General features: G+C 67.7%; 15 protein-coding genes. 8 read left to right on the top strand and 7 right to left on the bottom strand.

Going from position 1 to position 18,183, the window contains the following annotated elements:
- Positions 1-61 precede the first annotated feature (61 nt).
- From V7060_RS11005 to V7060_RS11025, 5 genes are all read left to right on the top strand, one after another.
- Positions 62-1,357, top strand: coding sequence for a tryptophan--tRNA ligase (locus V7060_RS11005; RefSeq protein ID WP_334179275.1), 1,296 nt, complete (start codon positions 62-64; stop codon positions 1,355-1,357).
- A 4-nt stretch (positions 1,358-1,361) separates the two neighbouring features.
- Positions 1,362-1,661 (top strand): hypothetical protein, encoded by a 300-nt coding sequence (locus V7060_RS11010; protein ID WP_334179276.1) that lies wholly within the window; start codon positions 1,362-1,364, stop codon positions 1,659-1,661.
- A gap of 95 nt (positions 1,662-1,756) precedes the next feature.
- On the top strand, positions 1,757-2,686 hold the full coding sequence (locus V7060_RS11015; protein WP_334179277.1) for an MBL fold metallo-hydrolase: 930 nt from the start codon (positions 1,757-1,759) through the stop codon (positions 2,684-2,686).
- Between the two features lie 135 nt (positions 2,687-2,821).
- Entirely contained in the window at positions 2,822-4,468 is a 1,647-nt protein-coding gene (locus V7060_RS11020) for a M28 family metallopeptidase (RefSeq protein ID WP_334179278.1), read from the top strand.
- A gap of 73 nt (positions 4,469-4,541) precedes the next feature.
- Positions 4,542-4,976, top strand: a complete 435-nt coding sequence (locus V7060_RS11025; protein ID WP_334179279.1) for a BLUF domain-containing protein — start codon at positions 4,542-4,544, stop codon at positions 4,974-4,976.
- A gap of 6 nt (positions 4,977-4,982) precedes the next feature.
- On the opposite strand, the gene V7060_RS11030 is transcribed toward V7060_RS11025, so the two are convergent.
- The 6 genes from V7060_RS11030 to V7060_RS11055 form a co-directional block, all read right to left on the bottom strand.
- Positions 4,983-5,369: a VOC family protein gene (locus V7060_RS11030; protein ID WP_334179280.1), complete on the bottom strand. Its 387-nt coding sequence runs from the start codon at positions 5,367-5,369 to the stop codon at positions 4,983-4,985.
- 50 nt (positions 5,370-5,419) lie between these two features.
- Complete coding sequence (locus V7060_RS11035) at positions 5,420-5,767, bottom strand: VOC family protein (RefSeq protein WP_334179281.1); 348 nt, start codon at positions 5,765-5,767, stop codon at positions 5,420-5,422.
- 20 nt (positions 5,768-5,787) lie between these two features.
- On the bottom strand, positions 5,788-7,203 hold the full coding sequence (locus V7060_RS11040; protein ID WP_334179282.1) for a dihydrolipoamide acetyltransferase family protein: 1,416 nt from the start codon (positions 7,201-7,203) through the stop codon (positions 5,788-5,790).
- A gap of 46 nt (positions 7,204-7,249) precedes the next feature.
- Complete coding sequence (locus V7060_RS11045; RefSeq protein WP_334179344.1) at positions 7,250-8,293, bottom strand: alpha-ketoacid dehydrogenase subunit beta; 1,044 nt, start codon at positions 8,291-8,293, stop codon at positions 7,250-7,252.
- A gap of 8 nt (positions 8,294-8,301) precedes the next feature.
- The gene (gene pdhA / locus V7060_RS11050; protein ID WP_334179283.1) at positions 8,302-9,387 is read right to left on the bottom strand and encodes a pyruvate dehydrogenase (acetyl-transferring) E1 component subunit alpha; all 1,086 of its coding nucleotides are present in this window, start codon (positions 9,385-9,387) and stop codon (positions 8,302-8,304) included.
- A 274-nt stretch (positions 9,388-9,661) separates the two neighbouring features.
- Positions 9,662-12,907 carry a lamin tail domain-containing protein gene (locus V7060_RS11055; RefSeq protein WP_334179284.1) on the bottom strand — a complete coding sequence of 1,082 codons (3,246 nt, stop codon included), beginning with the start codon at positions 12,905-12,907 and terminating at the stop codon, positions 9,662-9,664.
- Between the two features lie 213 nt (positions 12,908-13,120).
- Here V7060_RS11055 and V7060_RS11060 point away from each other — a divergent pair, with 213 nt between their 5' ends.
- The 3 genes from V7060_RS11060 to V7060_RS11070 all read left to right on the top strand — a co-directional run bounded on the left by V7060_RS11060 (position 13,121) and on the right by V7060_RS11070 (position 17,379).
- Positions 13,121-13,981: a tryptophan 2,3-dioxygenase family protein gene (locus V7060_RS11060; protein WP_334179285.1), complete on the top strand. Its 861-nt coding sequence runs from the start codon at positions 13,121-13,123 to the stop codon at positions 13,979-13,981.
- A gap of 128 nt (positions 13,982-14,109) precedes the next feature.
- Positions 14,110-15,693: an AbgT family transporter gene (locus V7060_RS11065; RefSeq protein WP_334179286.1), complete on the top strand. Its 1,584-nt coding sequence runs from the start codon at positions 14,110-14,112 to the stop codon at positions 15,691-15,693.
- A gap of 183 nt (positions 15,694-15,876) precedes the next feature.
- Complete coding sequence (locus V7060_RS11070) at positions 15,877-17,379, top strand: oligopeptide:H+ symporter (protein ID WP_334179287.1); 1,503 nt, start codon at positions 15,877-15,879, stop codon at positions 17,377-17,379.
- Between the two features lie 268 nt (positions 17,380-17,647).
- Here the strand turns inward: V7060_RS11070 and V7060_RS11075 are convergent, their stop codons facing one another.
- The gene (locus V7060_RS11075; RefSeq protein ID WP_334179288.1) at positions 17,648-18,121 is read right to left on the bottom strand and encodes a MarR family transcriptional regulator; all 474 of its coding nucleotides are present in this window, start codon (positions 18,119-18,121) and stop codon (positions 17,648-17,650) included.
- Positions 18,122-18,183: the final 62 nt, after the last annotated feature.

Here is an 18,183-nt window from a genome sequence, read left to right on the forward strand (position 1 = left end):
TCCGCATGTCCGGCCCCCAGCCGGTAAACTGCCCGCTTTCCCGCATTCCCCCGCTTCGCACATGACGATCCGCGTCCTCACCGGTATCACCACCTCGGGCACGCCGCACCTGGGCAACTACGTCGGCGCCGTCCGCCCTGCCGTGGCGGCCAGCCGTGCGCCGGACACAGAGAGTTTCTACTTCCTGGCCGACCTGCACAGCCTGATCAAGTCGCAGGACCCGGCGCGCACCCAACGCTCCACGCTGGAGATCGCGGCGACCTGGCTGGCGTGCGGCCTGGACCCGGACAAGGTGTGGTTCTACCGCCAGAGCGACGTGCCGGAGATCACCGAGCTGACGTGGTTCCTGACCTGTGTGGCGGGCAAGGGCATCCTCAATCGCGCGCATGCCTACAAGGCGGCGGTGGACAAGAACAACGCCGAGGGCGAAGACCCGGATGCCGGCGTCAGCGCGGGCCTCTTCATGTATCCGGTGCTGATGGCCGCCGACATCCTGATCTTCAATGCGCACCAGGTGCCGGTGGGTCGCGACCAGATCCAGCACATCGAGATGGCGCGCGACTTCGGCCAGCGCTTCAACCACGTGTACGGCAAGGACTACTTCACCCTGCCGGAAGCGCTGATCGACGACAACGTGGCGACGCTGCCCGGCCTCGACGGCCGCAAGATGAGCAAGAGCTACAACAACACCATTCCGCTGTTCGCCCCGCGCGAGGAGTTGAAGAAGCTGGTGTTCTCCATCCTGACCGACTCGCGCGGCCCGGGCGAACCGAAGGATACCGAGGGTTCGGCACTGTTCCAGCTGTACCAGGCGTTCGCCAGCCCGGAGGAAACGCGTGCGTTCGCCCGACAGTTCGCCGACGGCATCGGCTGGGGCGATGCGAAGCAGCAGCTGTTCGAGCGCATCGATGCGGAAATCGCCCCGCTGCGCGAGAAGTATGAAGCACTGATGGCGAAGCCGGCCGACATCGAAGCGATCCTGCGCGACGGTGCGCGCCGCCTGCGCGAACGGTATGCCGCGCCGCTGCTGGCCGAACTGCGCCATGCCGTGGGCCTGCGCGACCTGTCGCAGCAGACGGTCAACGAAACGAAGGTCGCGAATGCGAAGGCGGCGCTGCCGGCCTTCAAGCAGTACCGCGACACCGACGGCCGTTTCTATTTCAAGCTGGCGGATGCGGACGGCAAGGTGCTGGTGCAGAGCAACGGCTTCGACTCGCCGAAGGATGCCGGCAGGCTGATCGGCGTGCTGAAGCAGGCCGAGCAGGCCGATGCGATGGAAACGCCGGAGATCGTGCTGCAGGTGTCGGCCGCGGACGTGCTGGCGGCGCTGGCGGCGCTGCGCGCGGCGGAGGCCTGAGGCCATGCCTTATCTGGCGGTGATCCTGTTCCTGCCGTGGTTCCTGCTGCTCGGCTCGCTGTTCTGGCTGTTCCCTCGCCAGCCACGCAACGCACGCCGCAAGGGCTTCGACCTCGCCGTGCTGGCGGTGGCCTTCGTGCTGAGCTTCATCGGCATGCAGTGGGGCTATGCCCTGGGTGCCGCCGATGTCGGCACCGGCGCGATCTGGAAGCAGGTGCTGGCCACGCTGGTGGCGTACGGCGCATTCCTGTTCGTGCTGACGCTGGCGGTGCCGCTGCGTGGCTGGTGGTTGTCGCGCGGCTGACGCCGCATGCGGATGGACCGTTCCACCAAAGGCGGGTCGTGCGGATGCGACGCGCGGACTAGAATCGGAGCATCCGTTCCACTGCAGGCCTGCGGATGAGCCTCCACGGCATCCATACCATCGACGCCGCGTTCCATCGCGACCATTTCGACGCCGCCTACCTGGTGGTCGAACAAGGGCGCGGTGCCTTCATCGATTGCGGCACCAATCATTCCGTTCCGCACCTGCTGGCCACGCTGGAGCATGCGGGGCTGGCGCCGGAAGACGTCGACTTCCTCATCGTCACCCATGTGCACCTGGATCACGCCGGCGGTGCCGGCCTGCTGATGCAGCACCTGCCGAATGCCACCCTGATCGCACACCCGCGCGCCGCGCCTCACCTGATCTATCCGGCGAAGCTGGTCGAAGGTGCCACCGCAGTCTATGGCGAAGAAGAGATCCAGCGAAGCTACGGGGTCGTCCAGCCGGTGCCGAAATCGCGCGTGCGCATCGTCGGCGATGGCGAGAGCGTCATGCTGGCGGGGCGCCCGCTGCTCTGCATCGACACGCCGGGACATGCGCGCCACCACCATTGCATCTGGGACGAGCGCAGCCGCTGCTGGTTCACCGGCGACACCTTCGGCCTGTCCTATCGCGAACTGGACGGGCCGAATGGCGCCTTCATCCTGCCGACCAGCACGCCGGTGCAGTTCGAGCCGGTCGCGCTGAAGGCGAGCATTGCGCGCATGGTCGCGTACGCGCCGGACGGCATGTACCTGACCCACTACGGCCGCGTCGACGACGCGCCTCGTTTGGCGCAGGCGCTCTACGAGCAGATCGATGCGATGGTCGCGATCGCGGACGCCTGCGACGGACGCGCGGATCGCCACCGCTGCATCGCGGCGGGCCTGTCCGCGTTGTACCTGGAACGCGCGCATGCGCTGCAGGTGCCGCAGGCGGACGAGGAGGTGCTGCGCGTACTCGCGATGGACATCGAATTGAATGCGCAGGGATTGGGCGTGTGGCTGGATCGCGGACGGCCGTGAGGCTCGAGATTCCGTGGGCGCCCATGTGGGAGCGACGTCAGTCGCGATGACGCCATCTGGACATCGGCGTCGCGATTGACGTCGCTCCCACGTCGATCACTTAGAATTCCGATGTCTTCACGTCAGGCGAATCCGATGAAATTCTCGTTCCCGCTGCTACTGGCATCCCTGTGCGCGATGCCGGCGTTCGCCACCGACATCCCCGGCGGCGGGGTCAGCGCCGACAACCTCTCGCGTCATGTGCGCGTGCTCGCATCCGATGAATTCGAGGGTCGCGCGCCGGCCACGCCGGGCGAGGAGAAGACGATCGCGTACGTGATCGATGAACTGAAGAAGGCGGGTGTACAGCCGGGTGGCGAGCAGGGAACCTGGACGCAGGATGTCCCGCTGGTGCGTGCGCAGGTGGACGGTGCCGTGACGTCGTCGGTGACGCTGGGCGGTACCGTCCAGCCGCTGGTCAACGGCGATGACGTGGTCCTGCAGAGCCTGAGCCCGGTCGATCGTGTCGACATCGTCGATGCGCCGCTGGTGTTCGTCGGCTATGGCATCACCGCGCCCGAACGCGGCTGGGACGACTACAAGGGCGCAGACCTGAAGGGCAAGGTCGCGGTGGTGCTGGTCAACGATCCGGATTTCGAAACGGACTCGTCAGGTGCTTTCGATGGCCGCGCGGTGACCTACTACGGGCGCTGGACCTACAAGTACGAAGAACTCGCACGGCAGGGTGCGGCCGGCGTGCTGATCGTCCACGAGACCGCACCGGCGGCCTATGGCTGGGCCACCGTGCGCGCATCGGGACTGTCGCCGGTGTTCGACATTCCGCGTGCGGACGCCGATACCTACCACACGCGACTGCGCGGCTGGGTGCGGCGCGGCTTGGCGGTATCGCTGTTCGAGCGCGCCGGCCTGGATTTCGAAACGGAAAAGCGTCGCGCACAGACCGCCGCCTTCGTGCCGGTGCCGCTGGGCGATGCCACCCTGTCGGCCGCGTTCGCCGTGAAGCGCGACCGGGTGGTGACGCGCAATGTCATCGGACGCCTGGAAGGGACGGAGCACCCGGACGAGACCGTCATCTACTCCGCGCACTGGGATGCGTTCGGCGTCGGCGAACCCGACGCGGCGGGCGACGGGATCCGCCACGGCGCCGTCGACAATGCCACTGGTGTCGCGGCGGTGATCGAACTGGCGCGCGTGTTCGCCGCCGGCCCGCGTCCGCAGCGCACCCTGCTGTTCATGGCGCTCACCGCCGAAGAGAAAGGCCTGCAGGGTGCGACGTACTACGCTGCGAATCCGCTGGCGCCGCTGGAGAGGACGGCGGCGGTGCTCAACATCGAGATGCTCAGTCCGGATGGCCCCACTCGCGACATCGCTTCGTGGGGCAATGGCCGCGTGTCGCTGGAAGGAGACCTGAAGCGCGTGGCCGAGGCGCACGGCCGTACCTATTCGCCCGATCCGAATCTCGAAGCGGGCTTCTTCTATCGTGCCGACCATTTCGCCTTTGCACGCGCGGGTGTTCCGGCGATCACCGTGGGCGCAGGACTGGACCGTGCAGACGGTGGCGTGGCCAGCGGGAAAGCGCTGCGGGACGCTTACTTCGCCAGGTGCTACCACCAGCCTTGCGATGCGTGGACGACGCAATGGAACGCGCGCGGGCAGGCGCAGGATGTCGCGCTGCTGTACGCGCTTGGCCGGGAGATCGCAGACAGCCGCGCATGGCCGCGCTGGCTGAACGGTTCAGAATTCAGGGCAGTGCGCGAACGCAGCGAGACTGAACGCGAATAGCGGCGCTGGCGCACGTCGTTCATGTGATCCGCTGCGCTATGCTGCGCGCCCCTTTCGATCGACCGGAACGCCCGTGGCTCCTCTTCATGTACTGGTCTACCAGAGCCAGGCCACGCGTCCGATGGAGGCCGGCGATCTCGACCAGTTGCTCCTGGACGCGCGCGTGGCGAACGAACTGGCGGAAGTGACCGGCGCACTGCTCTACGGCGATCAGCGCTTCTTCCAGTATCTAGAAGGCGCACGCGCCGACGTCGAACAGATCTACGCGCGCATCGCGCGGGCCAGCCAGCACCATCGCCTCGAGATCCTGGAGCAGGGGCGCGTGGACAAGCGCCTGTTCCAGCGCTGGCACATGGGTTTCGCCAACGCGCCGCAGACGCTGGTGCAGCAGCTCAGCCAGTCGCAGTGGAAGCGCGAGATGCCCTGGCTGGAAGACGAGGCCGCCTCGTCTCCAGGCTTGGCGCGCCTGCTGGCGTTCTGGAAGGACGAAGCCGTTCCGACGCGCTGAGGCGCGTCACGGCCAGCGGTTCGGCTTGGCCCGCGCGCTGTCCTCGTCCATCGGCACCACGCAGAAGCGGTGGCCGGTCGGCGCTTCCATCACCCACCAGCGGTTGCGCACGTGCCGCACGCGTTTCGCGCCGAGGGCTTCCAGACGCGCGACTTCCGCTTCGATGTCGTCGGTTTCGATGTCCAGGTGCACGCGGGCTTCGTGCTTCACTTTCTGCACCTCGATATGCAGGCCGCCGGGACCGGGTTCGAACTTGTCGTAGATGCCGAGATCGCCATCGTCCGGGTGCGTGATTTCCAGTCCGAGCGCAGCACTCCAGAACGCGGACGCGGCGGGCAGGTCGTCGACCTGGCTGTCGATGATGAAACCGGCGAGGCGGCTGCGGTGGGCCATGGCGGATTCCTGGCGGAGGGCGACGGGCGTCATCCTGCCATCGTTCGAGGTCAGGCGTCGTCGCAGACCGGCGTGCCGAACTGCAGCAGGTAACCGTTGTTGTCGTACACCGCGAACTCGCGCATGCCGTAGGCGAAGGTTTCCGGCGTGTAGCAGACGCGCGCATGGTCGCGCACGGCGTCCCACAGCGCATCGACGTCGGCGACCTCCAGGTACAGCGAGCCGGTGAAGCCCGTTGCGGCGTCGCCCTCGTGAGCGTTCAGGCCCGACAGCATCAGGTCGGCGCCGTCGCGGCGCAGCGCCAGCCAGCCGTGTTCCGGCGCACCCGAGGCCAGTTCGAAACCCAGCACGTCGCGGTAGAACGCGAGCGTGCCGGGCAGATCCGGCGTACGCAGCATCGGGGTGAGCCGGCGGAACATCACGCGGGCAGGGCGAGGTCGTCGATCAGCACCTTGAGGAAGCGCGCGGCTTCGCCACCGGTGCAGGCGCGGTGGTCGAACGTCACCGACAGCGGGATGACCTTGTGCGATTCGAAACCGCCCATCACCGGCGTGACCTGGTGGCGTGCGCGTCCGGCGGCGACGATGGCGACGCACGGCGGCACGACCACGGGCGTGGCGTAGCGGCCCGCGAACATGCCGAAGTTGGACAGCGAGATCGTGTAGCCGGTCAGTTCCGACGGCGGGATGCTGCGGTCTTCCACCTGCGTACGCAGGCGGTTGATGCCGTCGCGCACGCCACCGGCTTCCAGCAGGTCGGCGTTTCGCAGCGCGGGGACGAACAGGCCGTCATCGGTGTCCACCGCAATGCCGATGTCCACGTGCGGATGCAGCGTGCGGGTCAGCTTCTCGCCGTCGAACCAGGCATTCATTGCCGGCACCGTCTTGCAGGCGCGCACGATGGCGCGAACGAGGCGGCCGGTCATGTCGTTGCCGGGCATCCACGCATGCACGTCGGCATCGTCGCTCAGCGTGGTCGGCACCACCCTGGCATGCGCATCGGCCATCACGCGCGCCATGTTGCGGCGCACGCCCTTCAGCTGTTCCGGCTGGCCGCTGACGGACACACCCGGTGGCTGCGTGCGCATCGGCTTGCCACTGGCGGACAGCGCGGTGCGCTCCTGAAAATCCCTTCCTCCGCTTGCGGGGGAAGGTGCCCGGAGGGCGGATGGGGGCGTGCTTTCAGTCGCATGCGCCGCCGGAACCACGGCCCCGATCTTCGCCGAGCCATCCGCGGCCGCCTGCTTCACGTCCTGCATCGTCACCGCGCCATCGGCACCGGTCGCACGCACGCGCGACAGGTCCACGCCCAGCTTCTTCGCCATCGCGCGCACGGCCGGCATGGCCTTCACGCCACCGACGGCGACGGCCTGCTCGGTGTGGATGGCATTGGAGGACTGCATGGCACCGACGACGGTGCCGGCGTCGGCTTCTGTAGCGGTGGCATCTGCTTCGGTGCGCGCCACGTCGCCCCCATCCGCCCCTCGGGCACCTTCCCCCGCAGGCGGGGGAAGGGTGGAGGATGCAGCAGGCTTCGGCGGGCCGTGGTGGTGGCCGGTGTCCTGGCCTTCCGCGCGCTGCGGCAGGCTGGCGTCGGGTTCGAACACCGCCAGCATGCTGCCGGTGATGACGATGTCGCCTGCCGCGCCCGCCAGCTTCGTCACCTTGCCGGAAACGGGCGAGGGTACTTCGACGATGGCCTTCGCCGTTTCCATCGACACCAGCGGTTCGTCCAGCCGGATCACGTCGCCTTCCTTGACGAACCACTCGACGATGGTGGCGTCCGGGAGGCCTTCGCCCAGGTCGGGAAGGTGGAAGGTCTTGCTCTCGCTCATTCGGATGTCTCTTCGAAGATTCTTTCGTTGATCGATGCGCGGCGGATCAGCCCGCCGCCATCGCCCGCTTCGCCGCGGCGACGATCTTGTCGACGCTGGGCAGGTACTTCATTTCCAGGCGGAACAGCGGGATGTGCGTGTCGTAGCCGGTGACGCGCTCGACCGGCGCGAGCAGGTCGTACATCGAATGCTCGGCCAGGCGCGCGGCGATCTCGGCGCCGAAGCCGGCGGTACGCGGCGCTTCGTGCACGATCACGCAGCGGCCGGTCTTGGCCACGGATTCGGCGATGGTGTCGAAGTCGAGCGGGCGCAGCGTGGCGACGTCGATGACTTCGGCACTGATGCCCTGGCCGGCCAGCGCATCGGCGGCTTCCAGTGCTTCCTTCACCTGCGCGCCCCAGGTCACCAGGGTCACGTCGGTGCCGTCGCGCAGCACGAAGCACACGTCCAGCGGCAGTGCCTCGCCGTCGTCGGCGACCACTTCCTTGTACTGGCGGTAGATGCGCTTGGGTTCCATGTAGATGACCGGATCCGGATCGCGGATCGCGGCCAGCAGCAGGCCGTAGGCGCGCTGTGGCGAGGACGGCATCACCACGCGCAGGCCCGGCACGTTGGTGAAGATGGCCTCGTTGGCTTCGCTGTGATGTTCCGGCGCGCGGATGCCGCCGCCCCACGGCACGCGCAGCACCATCGGGCAGTGCAGGCGGCCGCGCGTGCGGGTGCGCAGGCGGGCGGCGTGGCAGATGATGTGGTCGACCATCGGATAGACGAAGCCGTCGAACTGCGCTTCGGCGACCGGCTTCATGCCCTGCGCGGCCAGGCCGATGGTCAGGCCGGCGATGGTGGTTTCGTCCAGCGGCGTGTCCAGCACACGCTCCGGGCCGAACTTCTGCTGCAGGCCGGCGGTGGCGCGGAACACGCCGCCGTTCACGCCCACGTCCTCGCCCAGCACCAGCACGGTGTCGTCGTGCGCGATCTCCCAGGCCAGTGCCTGGGTGATGGCTTCGATCAGGGTGATCGCGGTCGGGGTTGCGGCGGCATCCGGTTTCGCGACTGACGTCGCTCCCACGGTCTTGTTGTCAGGCTTCATCACGGTGCTCACGGGCGGTTCTCCGCAGCGATGGCCGCCGCGCGCTGCTGCAGCAGTTCCGGCGGCGGATCGGCGTACAGGTAATCGAACATCGCTTCGACCGGTTGTACCGGCGTGTTGAGATAGGCGTTGACCTCTTCGTCGACGCGTGCGCCGCATTCGTCTTTCCACGCGGCTTCCTCGGCTTCGCTCCATGCCCCCTGTGCGGTCAGCCAGGTGCGCAGGCGCGTCATCGGCTCGCGCTCCCAGCCGGCCTTCACTTCGGCATCGTCGCGGTAGCGGCGCGCGTCGTCTGCGGTGGTGTGGTCGGACAGGCGGTAGGTGACGAATTCGATCACCGTGCCGCCCTGGCCCTTGCGGGCACGCTCGGCGGCGCGGCGCATGCCTTCCAGCACGGCGATCAGGTCGTTGCCGTCGACTTGCAGACAGTGGAGGCCGCCCGCCAGGCCCTTCTGCGCCAGCGTCTGCGCGCCGGTCTGCGCGCTGCGCGGCACCGAGATGGCCCAGCCGTTGTTGATCACGCCCAGCACCAGCGGCAGTTCGTAGGCGCCGGCGGAATTCAGCGCGGCATAGAAGTCGGTCTTCGACGAACCGCCATCGCCGCAGGTCGCCACCGCGATGTGGTCCTGCTTGCGCAGCTTGAACGACAGCGCCGCGCCGGCCGCGTGCAGGCACTGGGTGGAAATCGGCACGCAGAACGGGAAGTCGTTGCGGGCGTCGCTGGCGCGGTCGTAGTCGCTGCCGCGCTCGTCGCCGCCCCAGTACATCAGCACGTCGCGCGGCTTCACGCCGCGCATGAACATGGCGCCGTACTCGCGGTAGCTGGGGGCGTACACGTCGCCGGTGCGCATCGAGGCGCCGATGCCGACGTGGGTGGCCTCGTGGCCCAGGCAACTGGCGTAGGTGCCCAGCTTGCCGGTGCGCTGCAGAGCGATGGCCTTGGTGTCGAAGGTGCGCACCAGCAGCATCTGCTTGAACAGCTCGCGCAGGCGCTGGACGTCGCGCCCGGCTTCCGGGAGGTCGTCGCGTACCAGGGTGCCGTCAGGCCCGAGGTACTGCAGGTATTCGATGGTGAAACTTGCGGCGGTGGTCATCTGGACGGTGTTCTCGTCGGCCGGCGGAATTGGTTTCAAATGTAATTTTAGGGACGGAGCGCCCGGCAGCCTTCGTGCAATGCAGCAAGACGACGGCGGATGGCAGCGGCGCGACACGGGAAACCGGTTCGGAAGCAGCAGCTTGGCCCGCTGTCGTTCGGTGTCAGTCCGCCTGCGGATGGCGTGGGCCGGACGTGATGCGCATCGCGTGCTGCGCAAACGACAAGGGGCGCGGTTGCCCGCGCCCCTGTCGACCCCACGATCCCGCGAAAGTTCAGCGGATGCGCTGGACCAGCGTGTCGTGGTTGTTGGCCTGGTTCGGATCCGGCGTGTCGCTGCTCACGGTGGCTTCGAACTCGAAGGACGTCCCGCGCTTCGGCTTGCCGGGCACGATCATCGCGAAGGCCAGCGTCTGCACGCCCTTGGCCATGGCGCCACGGCGCGTGCATTCGGCCTTGGAGCCGTCCGCCGTGTCCTGCACGCGCGTGCACGACCAGCCGCTCGGCGCGGCGACCGCGGCGTAGCGGGCATCCACGTTGCTCGACAGCACCACCTTGACCTGCTCGGCGGTGTCCGGACCGGCGTTGCGCACCGGCACCAGCAGGGTGGCGATGGTGTTGCGCAGCAGCGGCAGCGCACCGCCGGCCAGCTTCACCGACAGGTCGGCCTTGCGGGTCGGCAGGGCAGCGATGACCACGCTGGCGGCAGCGGTGTTGTCGCCGTTCGCCGGGTCGAGCACGGTGGAGTTGGCCGACACGCCCAGGCCCAGCGTGGTGCCGGAGGCACTGGCGGGAACGACCGCGTCGAGCACGAACGTCGCGTTGGCACCCACGGCCAGCGACGGCACGGTGCAGGCGACGCGCGTGGTACCACCGGTGACTTCCGCGGCGGCGCAGCTCCAGCCGGCGGGCAGCGTGGCCAGCGACGGCGACAGTCCGGCCGAGAACACGAAGGCGACTGCGGCCGGCGACGCCGCACCGGGGCCGGCGTTGCGCACGGTAGCCGTGTAGCGCACGGTCTCGCCGACGTTGGCGGTGGCGCGGTCGGCCGACACCGTCGCCGACAGGTCGGCGCGGGCGAACGACGGCACGCGGATGCTCAGGCGCACCGGATCGTGGTCGGACGATCGCACCGCCAGCGTGGCGTCACCGAAGTTGTCCACGCCGAAGTCCGCATTGATGCGCGGATGGTCCACGCGCAGCGCGGCGTCCATCACCAGCGACTCGTTGACCAGCACGTGGTCCAGCGTCTGCGCATTGCCCTCGAACGTGTACGAGTAGCGCTGCGCCGGGTCGGCGATCAGCTGTGACCCGTCCACCAGCGGCGTGGTCAGCGGGCTGGCCATGTACGTCAGCACCTGGTCTTCCGGCGCCGCCTCGCCCTTGATGATGCCGAGCACGTCGACGTAGCCGTCGTTGAACTCGAACGCGTTGAAGTCGCCGACCAGCACGATCTTCTCGTCCGGGTTCGCCTGCTGCATCTGTTCCACCAGGCCGGCCAGATACACCGCCTGCGCACCGCGCTTGACGCGGACACGTTCGCCGCCGGTCGCCCAGCCGCTGCTGCCCGGCAGGGTGTCGTTGATGTCGTTGAGCGAACGCAGGTGGTTGACGATCACCGTCAGCGGATAGCTCGAGGCCGCGTCCTGGTGCACGCGGGCGCGCAGGCGCAGCGGTGGACGGTCGTTGAGCAGGCTGGTGGTGCCGTTCGGGTTGATGATGGTGGTTTCCTTGCCGAACTGCGCGACGTCCAGCACTTCGACGCGGGCCGCACCGCCGGCGATCTGGCGAGAACTCACCAGGAAGCCGACATTGATGCCGCCGACGTCGTTGCCCGGCTGCAGGTACGGCACGTAGCCCGGGCGCGCGGCGCAGGTGGCGTCGATGCGCTCGGACAGCAGCTGCAGCACGCGCAGGTTCTCCACTTCCACCGCGCCCACGATGTCCGGGGCCTTCAGGTAGTCGCAGATCGCCAGCGCCGCCTTGGACAGGCGTTTGTCCAGCGCGGCCGGCGTCAGCGTCACCGCGCCGTTGCTGTCGTTGACCTCGTCGAACAGGCGCAGCAGGTTGAAGCTGCCGATGGTGACTTCGTCGTAGCTGGCGTCGTTCACGGCTTCCGGCAGGCGACCGCCGGTAACGGTCGGCGGTGTGGCCGTGTCGGGCAGCAGCGCCCACGTGCCGGCGAAATAGTCGAGCACGCCGATCAGCCCGGCGACAGCCGCGCCGGTATCGACCGACAGCGGGACCGCGCCGACCTGGCCGCGGCTGCGCACCATCAGGCGTTCCTGGTTGGTGTCGAAGCGCGGCGGATTCTTGCCGGCGGGCAGGCTGATGGCGTCCATCACGGCGATGCCGGCTTCGCGGAACGGACGCGCGACGCCGGGCAGGACCACATGGAACACGCCGTCGCTGCTGGACGTGGCATTGGCTTCGCTGAGGCTGCCGCCGGACGGCGCGATGGCTACCGCTTGCGCCACGCTGACACGCATGCCTTCGAACCGCTCCAGCGTGCCGGGAAGGGCGTCGGGACCCAGCTCGGCAGCGGTCAGTTCGATCGCGGCAGGCAGGGAGACGCCGGTCTCCAGCATCTCGACCGACGGGGTGACGATCTCGGTGATCGCCAGTTGGTGCGGGTTGGCGGACGGCGTGTATTCCTCGACCGTGCCGGTCACGCGCACGCGGTTGCCGACGGCGGCGGTGGCCGGCGGCGCGCTGCTGGTGAACACGAACACGGCGTCGGACGTGGCCGGGTCGCCGTCATCGTTGGCGGCCTGCAGGAAGAAGCCGTTGTTGAACTTGATGGCGGTGACGATGCCTTCGGTCACCACGCGCTTGCCGTTGTACGGCGACAGCAGGCCGCTGCCCTGGATCTGCGCGATGGTCAGGGCCACCGGCGGATCCGGCGGTTCCGGCGGCGCGGCGCCGCTGTTGCGCGGGTTCGGCGCACCGACCGCGAAGTCGGCACCGTTATTGTCGGTGTCGATGCTGCCGTCGCCGCCCCGCAACGCAGCGGTGGTGTTGCCGAGCGTGCCGGTGGGTGCGCTGCCTTCGAAACAGTTGGCCGCGCTGCCGAAGCCGACGAAGTCGACCACGTTGGCATCGGTGAGCGGGCAGGCGCCGGCCAGTGCGGCGGTGCTGCGGCTGAGCGCGACCTTGCCCGCGCCTGCAGCCATCGCGATGGTGCCGGTCGCATCCGGCGTCGGCAGGTCCAGCGTACCGCCGGCGCCCTGCGCCTGCTGCACCAGGTAGAAGCCGCCGGCCGGGATGCTGCCGCTGAGGGCGGTGCGGTTGGTCCAGGTGGCGCCGGTCGACGAGGTGTACTGCACGCTCCAGCCGGTCAGGTCGACCGCAGTGGGTCCGTTGTTGCGCAGTTCGATGAAGTCTTGCTTCAGCGTGGCGCCGCTGTTGCCGCCGCCGCCGTAGACCTGGCTGATGACCACCTGTGCCTGCGCCGACGAGGCGGCGAACAGCAAGGCGAATGACGCAAGCACGGCCGCAACGCGGCCCCGTGGCATATCCATGTAACGGACTCTCCCTCAGTGGTGTGGATGCCGCCCCCCGTCGGAGGCGGATGCCACCCCCGGCTGACGCAATGTAACCAAAGCCTGGGGTACACGCATTTCATCGGCGTGACATAAGTGCCGGATTTTGTTCGCCTTGCGCGGACATCGGGGCGCCATCGGTTACGCTGGCGCCCCCGCTGCCGGCCCGGTGGCGCACCGGTGCAACGACGGATGGCCGTAGAGAAGAACGAGCGCCCGCTGGAAGCGGGCATCCACACCGACCTGTCGGGCCGCCTGAGCTATGGCGGCTACCTGCACCTGGACCGCCTGCTGTCGGCGCAGCACCCGGTGTCGGATCCGCCGCACCACGACGAGATGCTGTTCATCGTGCAGCACCAAGTCTCCGAGCTGTGGATGAAGCTGATGATCCACGAACTGCGGGCCGCGATCGGGTTCCTGCAACGCGACCAGGTCTGGCAGTGCCGCAAGGTGCTGGCGCGCGCGAAGCAGGTGCTGCGCCAGCTGACCGAGCAGTGGTCGGTACTGGAAACGCTGACGCCGTCCGAATACATGGGCTTCCGCGACCTGCTGGGGCCGTCGTCCGGTTTCCAGTCGCTGCAGTACCGCACCATCGAGTTCCTGCTGGGCAACAAGAACGCGGCGATGCTGAAGGTGTTCGAGCACGATCCGGAAGGCCATGCCGGGCTGGAAGCGGTGCTCGATGCGCCCAGCCTGTACGACGAATTCCTGATGTACCTCGCGCGCTGGGGCCATGCGATCCCCGGGCAGCATGTGCAACGCGACTGGCGGCAGACGCATGCGGCGGATACGGCGCTGTTGCCGGTGTTCGAAGCGATCTACGAAGACACCGACCGCTACTGGCGCGAGTACTCGCTGTGCGAGGACCTGGTGGACCTGGAAAGCCAGTTCCAGCTGTGGCGCTTCCGCCACATGCGCACGGTGATGCGCATCATCGGCTTCAAGCGCGGCACCGGCGGTTCCAGCGGCGTCGGCTTTCTGCGGCAGGCGCTGGAACTGACGTTCTTCCCGGAACTGTTCGACGTACGGACCTCGATCGGCCCCGGTCGCTGAAGGTTCGCGCATCGCCGTCGCATCGCGATGACGATGGACGCCGGCGTGATCGATCGTCGTCGTCGGGCCGTCAGGCGGCCGCACGCTGTTAGCATGCGGGAACCGCCACGACAGGAAACGACCGCACGATGACCGACGTCCGTCCGGAGAACGCCCCGCGCAGCCTCGCCACCCGCCTGCTTGACCTGGTCGAACGGACCGGCAACCGGTTACCCGATCCCGCCGCCCTGTTCCTGCTGCTGATGCTGTCGGTCTGGGTCCTGTCCTGGTTGCTGTCGAGCGTGGAATTCGAGGCGATCAATCCGACCACGGGCGAGCCTATCCGGATCGTCAACCTGCTGGCCGGCGAGTCGCTGACCGCCTTCATGGCGAACCTGTACAAGGTCTTCATGGCGTTCGCGCCGCTCGGCGTGGTGCTCACGGCGATGCTGGGCCTTGGTGTGGCCGAGCACACCGGCTACATCAACGCGGCGTTGCGGCGGATGCTGTCGGTCACGCCGAAGTCGCTGCTGACGCCGGCGCTGGTGGCCGTGGCGGTGCTGAGCCATGTCGCGGTGGATGCCGGCTATGTGCTGGTGATCCCGCTGGGCGGCGTGATCTTCTACGCAGCGGGGCGGCATCCGCTGGCAGGCATCGCGGCGGCGTTCTGCGGCGTGTCCGGCGGGTTCTCGGCGACGCTGTTCGTGCCGTCCTCGCTCGATCCGCTGCTGGCCAGCTTCACCCAGGAGGCCGGGCGCATCCTCGACCCTGCGCTGGTGGTGAATCCGCTCAACAACTGGATCTTCACCACCGTGTCGAGCGCGCTGATCGTCGCCATCGGCTGGTTCGTCACCGACCGCATCATCGAGCCGCGCCTGGCGCGGACGGCGGTGGATGGCGACACGAAGGACCTGCCGAAGATGGAGCCGCTCACCGCCGCCGAGCGCCGCGGCCTGCTGTGGGCGACGCTGGCGATGCTGGCCGCGCTGGGGCTGTTCGCACTGACGCTGCTGCCGGCGACCTCGCCCTGGCGCGCGCCGGCCGACACGCCTGCGGTGCTGGCGGGCGGCAATGCGCTGCTGGTCGCGCAGGCCCCGGTGATGCAGTCGATCGTGGCGCTGATCTTCATCCTGTTCCTGATCCCCGGCGTGGTCTACGGCTACGTTGCCGGCACGGTGAAGACGCATCGCGACATCATCGCGGCGATGACCAAGGCGATGGGCGGCATGGCGTACTACATCGTCATCGCGTTCTTCATCGCGCAGTTCCTGGCCGGCTTCAACGGTTCGGGACTCGGCACGCTGATGGCGGTGGAAGGCGCGGACCTGCTGAAGTCGCTCGGCCTGCCGATGTGGATGACGATCATCGGCCTGATCGCGATGACCGGCATCGTCAACCTGTTCATCGGCTCGGCCTCGGCCAAGTGGGCGCTGCTGGCGCCGATCATGGTGCCGTTGATGATGCAGTTGGGCGTGTCGCCGGACCTTACGCAAGCCGCGTACCGCGTCGGCGATTCGATGACCACGATCATCACGCCGCTGATGCCGTACTTCCCGCTGATCGTGGTGTTCTGCCAGCGCTACGTGCGGTCGGCGGGCATCGGCACGCTGGCGTCGATCATGCTGCCCTACTCGATCGCATTGTCGGTGCTGTGGACCGGGCTGCTGCTGGCGTTCTGGGGCCTGGGCATCCCGCTGGGGATCGGTGCGCGCTACGACTACGTACCTGCCTGAGCGCCCGGACTGCCGGGAAAACCGTTTCCCGGCAATGGCTTGCGCGTCTGAACAGGGTAGGATGGCCCCGCGGCGGTGCACAGGCTCCGATTGACGCGCCCGGGCCGGTCGGTAATCCTCGCCCGTCTCCTGCGGTTGCAGGGGAAACCGAAATCCTGAACTACTTTTTTAGGGGGAGCCCGCATGAGCGGAGCCGTCGAGTCACCAACGCCGGAACGGATACCGGAGTTCAAGCAGGTCCTGGGTCATCCGCGTCCGCTGTGGATGCTCTTCATGTCGGAGTTCTGGGAGCGCTTCGCGTTCTACGGCATCCGCTGGGCGATGGTGCTGTACATCGTGTCCCAGTTCCACGGTGGCGACGCCTCGGGGCAGAAGCCGGCCAGCGAGATGTACGGCGCCTACCTGGCGCTGGTCTACGCCGGCGCCATCTTCGGCGGTTACGTGGCCGACAAGCTGATCGGTTTCCAGCGGTCGATCCTGCTGGGCGCGGTGTTCATGGCGCTGGGCCTGTTCCTGCTGGCCTCGCCGACCGAGCCGCTGTTCAAGCTGGGCCTGGCCACGATCATCGTCGGCAACGGCCTGTTCAAGCCGATCATTTCGACGATGGTCGGCAAGCTGTACTTCCAGGGCGATGCCCGCCGCGATGCCGGCTTCACCATCTTCTACATGGGCATCAACATCGGCGCGATGATCGCCCCGGTCATCACCGGCTGGCTGGCGCGCAAGGTCTTCGGCACCAATGAAGACCCGCATTACCAGTGGGTGTTCATTTCCGCCGGCATCGGCATGATCGTCAGCCTGATCTGGTTCTGGATGGGTCGCGGCCAGCTCAAGGGCATCGGCCTGCCGGCACCGGGACAGGAGGGCCTGGGCCGCGTCGGCCTGGTCGCGCTGCTCGGCCTGGTGGTCGGCATCCCGCTGTTCTACTTCCTGCTGACCATCGACGCGAGCGCGCTGCAGGCGATCCTGATGGCGCTGTTCGTCGTGCCGGCGGTGATGCTGCTGGTCGAAGGCGCCCGCAACGGCAAGGTCGCGCGCGACATGGTCGTGGCGATGCTGATCATCTTCGTGTTCAACGTGCTGTTCTGGATGTTCTTCGAGCAGGCGGGCAGCTCGTTCACCTTCCTCGCCGACCAGATCGTCAACCGCGACTTCGGCGACTGGGTGTTCCCGCTGGAGTGGTTCCAGTCGGTGAACTCGATCGCCATCATCACGCTGGCGCCGATCATGGCGTGGATGTGGGTGCGGATGGGCAAGAACAATCCGTCGATCCCGCGCAAGTTCGGCCTGGGCTTGATCTTCAACGGCCTGGCGTTCCTGCTGCTGATGATCGCGTTGAACAGCATGGTCGACGGCAACGGCAAGATCCCGTTCTGGACACTGTTCATGGTCTACGTCATCCAGTCGGTGGGCGAGCTGTGCCTGTCGCCGATCGGCCTGTCGATGACCACCAAGCTGGCGCCGGCGCGCCTGGCCGGCATGGCGATGGGTTGCTGGTTCCTGTCGATCGCGATCGGCAACAACCTGGCCGGCATCTTCGCCGGGCATGTCAGCGGTACCGGCGGCATGACCGTGCAGTCGGCGCATTCGGGTTACACATTCGGCTTCTGGGCGCTGGTCGGCTCGGGCGCGCTGCTGTTCCTGATCGCACCACTGGTCAACCGCCTGATGCACGGCGTGAAGTGACGCATTGGCCCGTGCGCATAGCGCACGGCTTTGCCAATGCATCCCCGCGAAGAGCCTGCCCTCGAGTGCATGAATCGGGGGCGGGGATCCAGGGAAACGGCGGCTTCGGCCGCCGTTTCTCGTAGAAGGTGACGCGCCTCACGGGCGCGCCTTTGCCGATGCGTCATCCCCGCGAAGAGCCTGCCCTCGAGTGCTTGAGTCGGGGGAGGGGATCCATGAAAAACGGCGGCCATCGGCCGCCGTTTTTCATCTGCCGGCCGCGAAGGCCTCAACCCTCGATGCGCTTGACGCCTTCCCCGGCCAGCTTGTCGATCAACTGGTCAAGCATCGCGCGCTCTTCATCGGTCAGCGGCTCCAGCATGCGCTGGTGGTACTCGATGACCATCGGCGCGACCTCGTCGTAGACCCGGAAGCCCTCGTCGGTCAGCGCCAGCACCGAGCGGCGACGGTCGTCGCCGTGGATCTCGCGCTGGATCAGCGCCCGTTCCAGCAGGCGGGCCACCGCCCGGCTGACCGCCACCTTGTCCATCGCGGTGCGGCTGGCGACCTCGCCGGCCGACAGGCCCGGGAAGCGTCCCAGCACCGCCATGACCCGCCATTCGGTGATGGCCAGGCCGAACCGGCGGTGGTATTCGCGGGAAATCGCGCTGCTGATCCGGTTGGACAGCACGCTCAACCGGTAGGAAAACAGGCGGTCGAGGTCGAAATCGGCGTGGATGGCGGGGCTGTCTGGCTGGCTCATGCTGCGCTGCTACTTGTTGTTGGTTTCAGCTGAAACTATAGAATGGGTCAAATCCCGGCAAG

Origin of the sequence: Pseudoxanthomonas sp. (genome assembly GCF_036845285.1) — a bacterium.
GTDB lineage: Bacteria > Pseudomonadota > Gammaproteobacteria > Xanthomonadales > Xanthomonadaceae > Pseudoxanthomonas_A.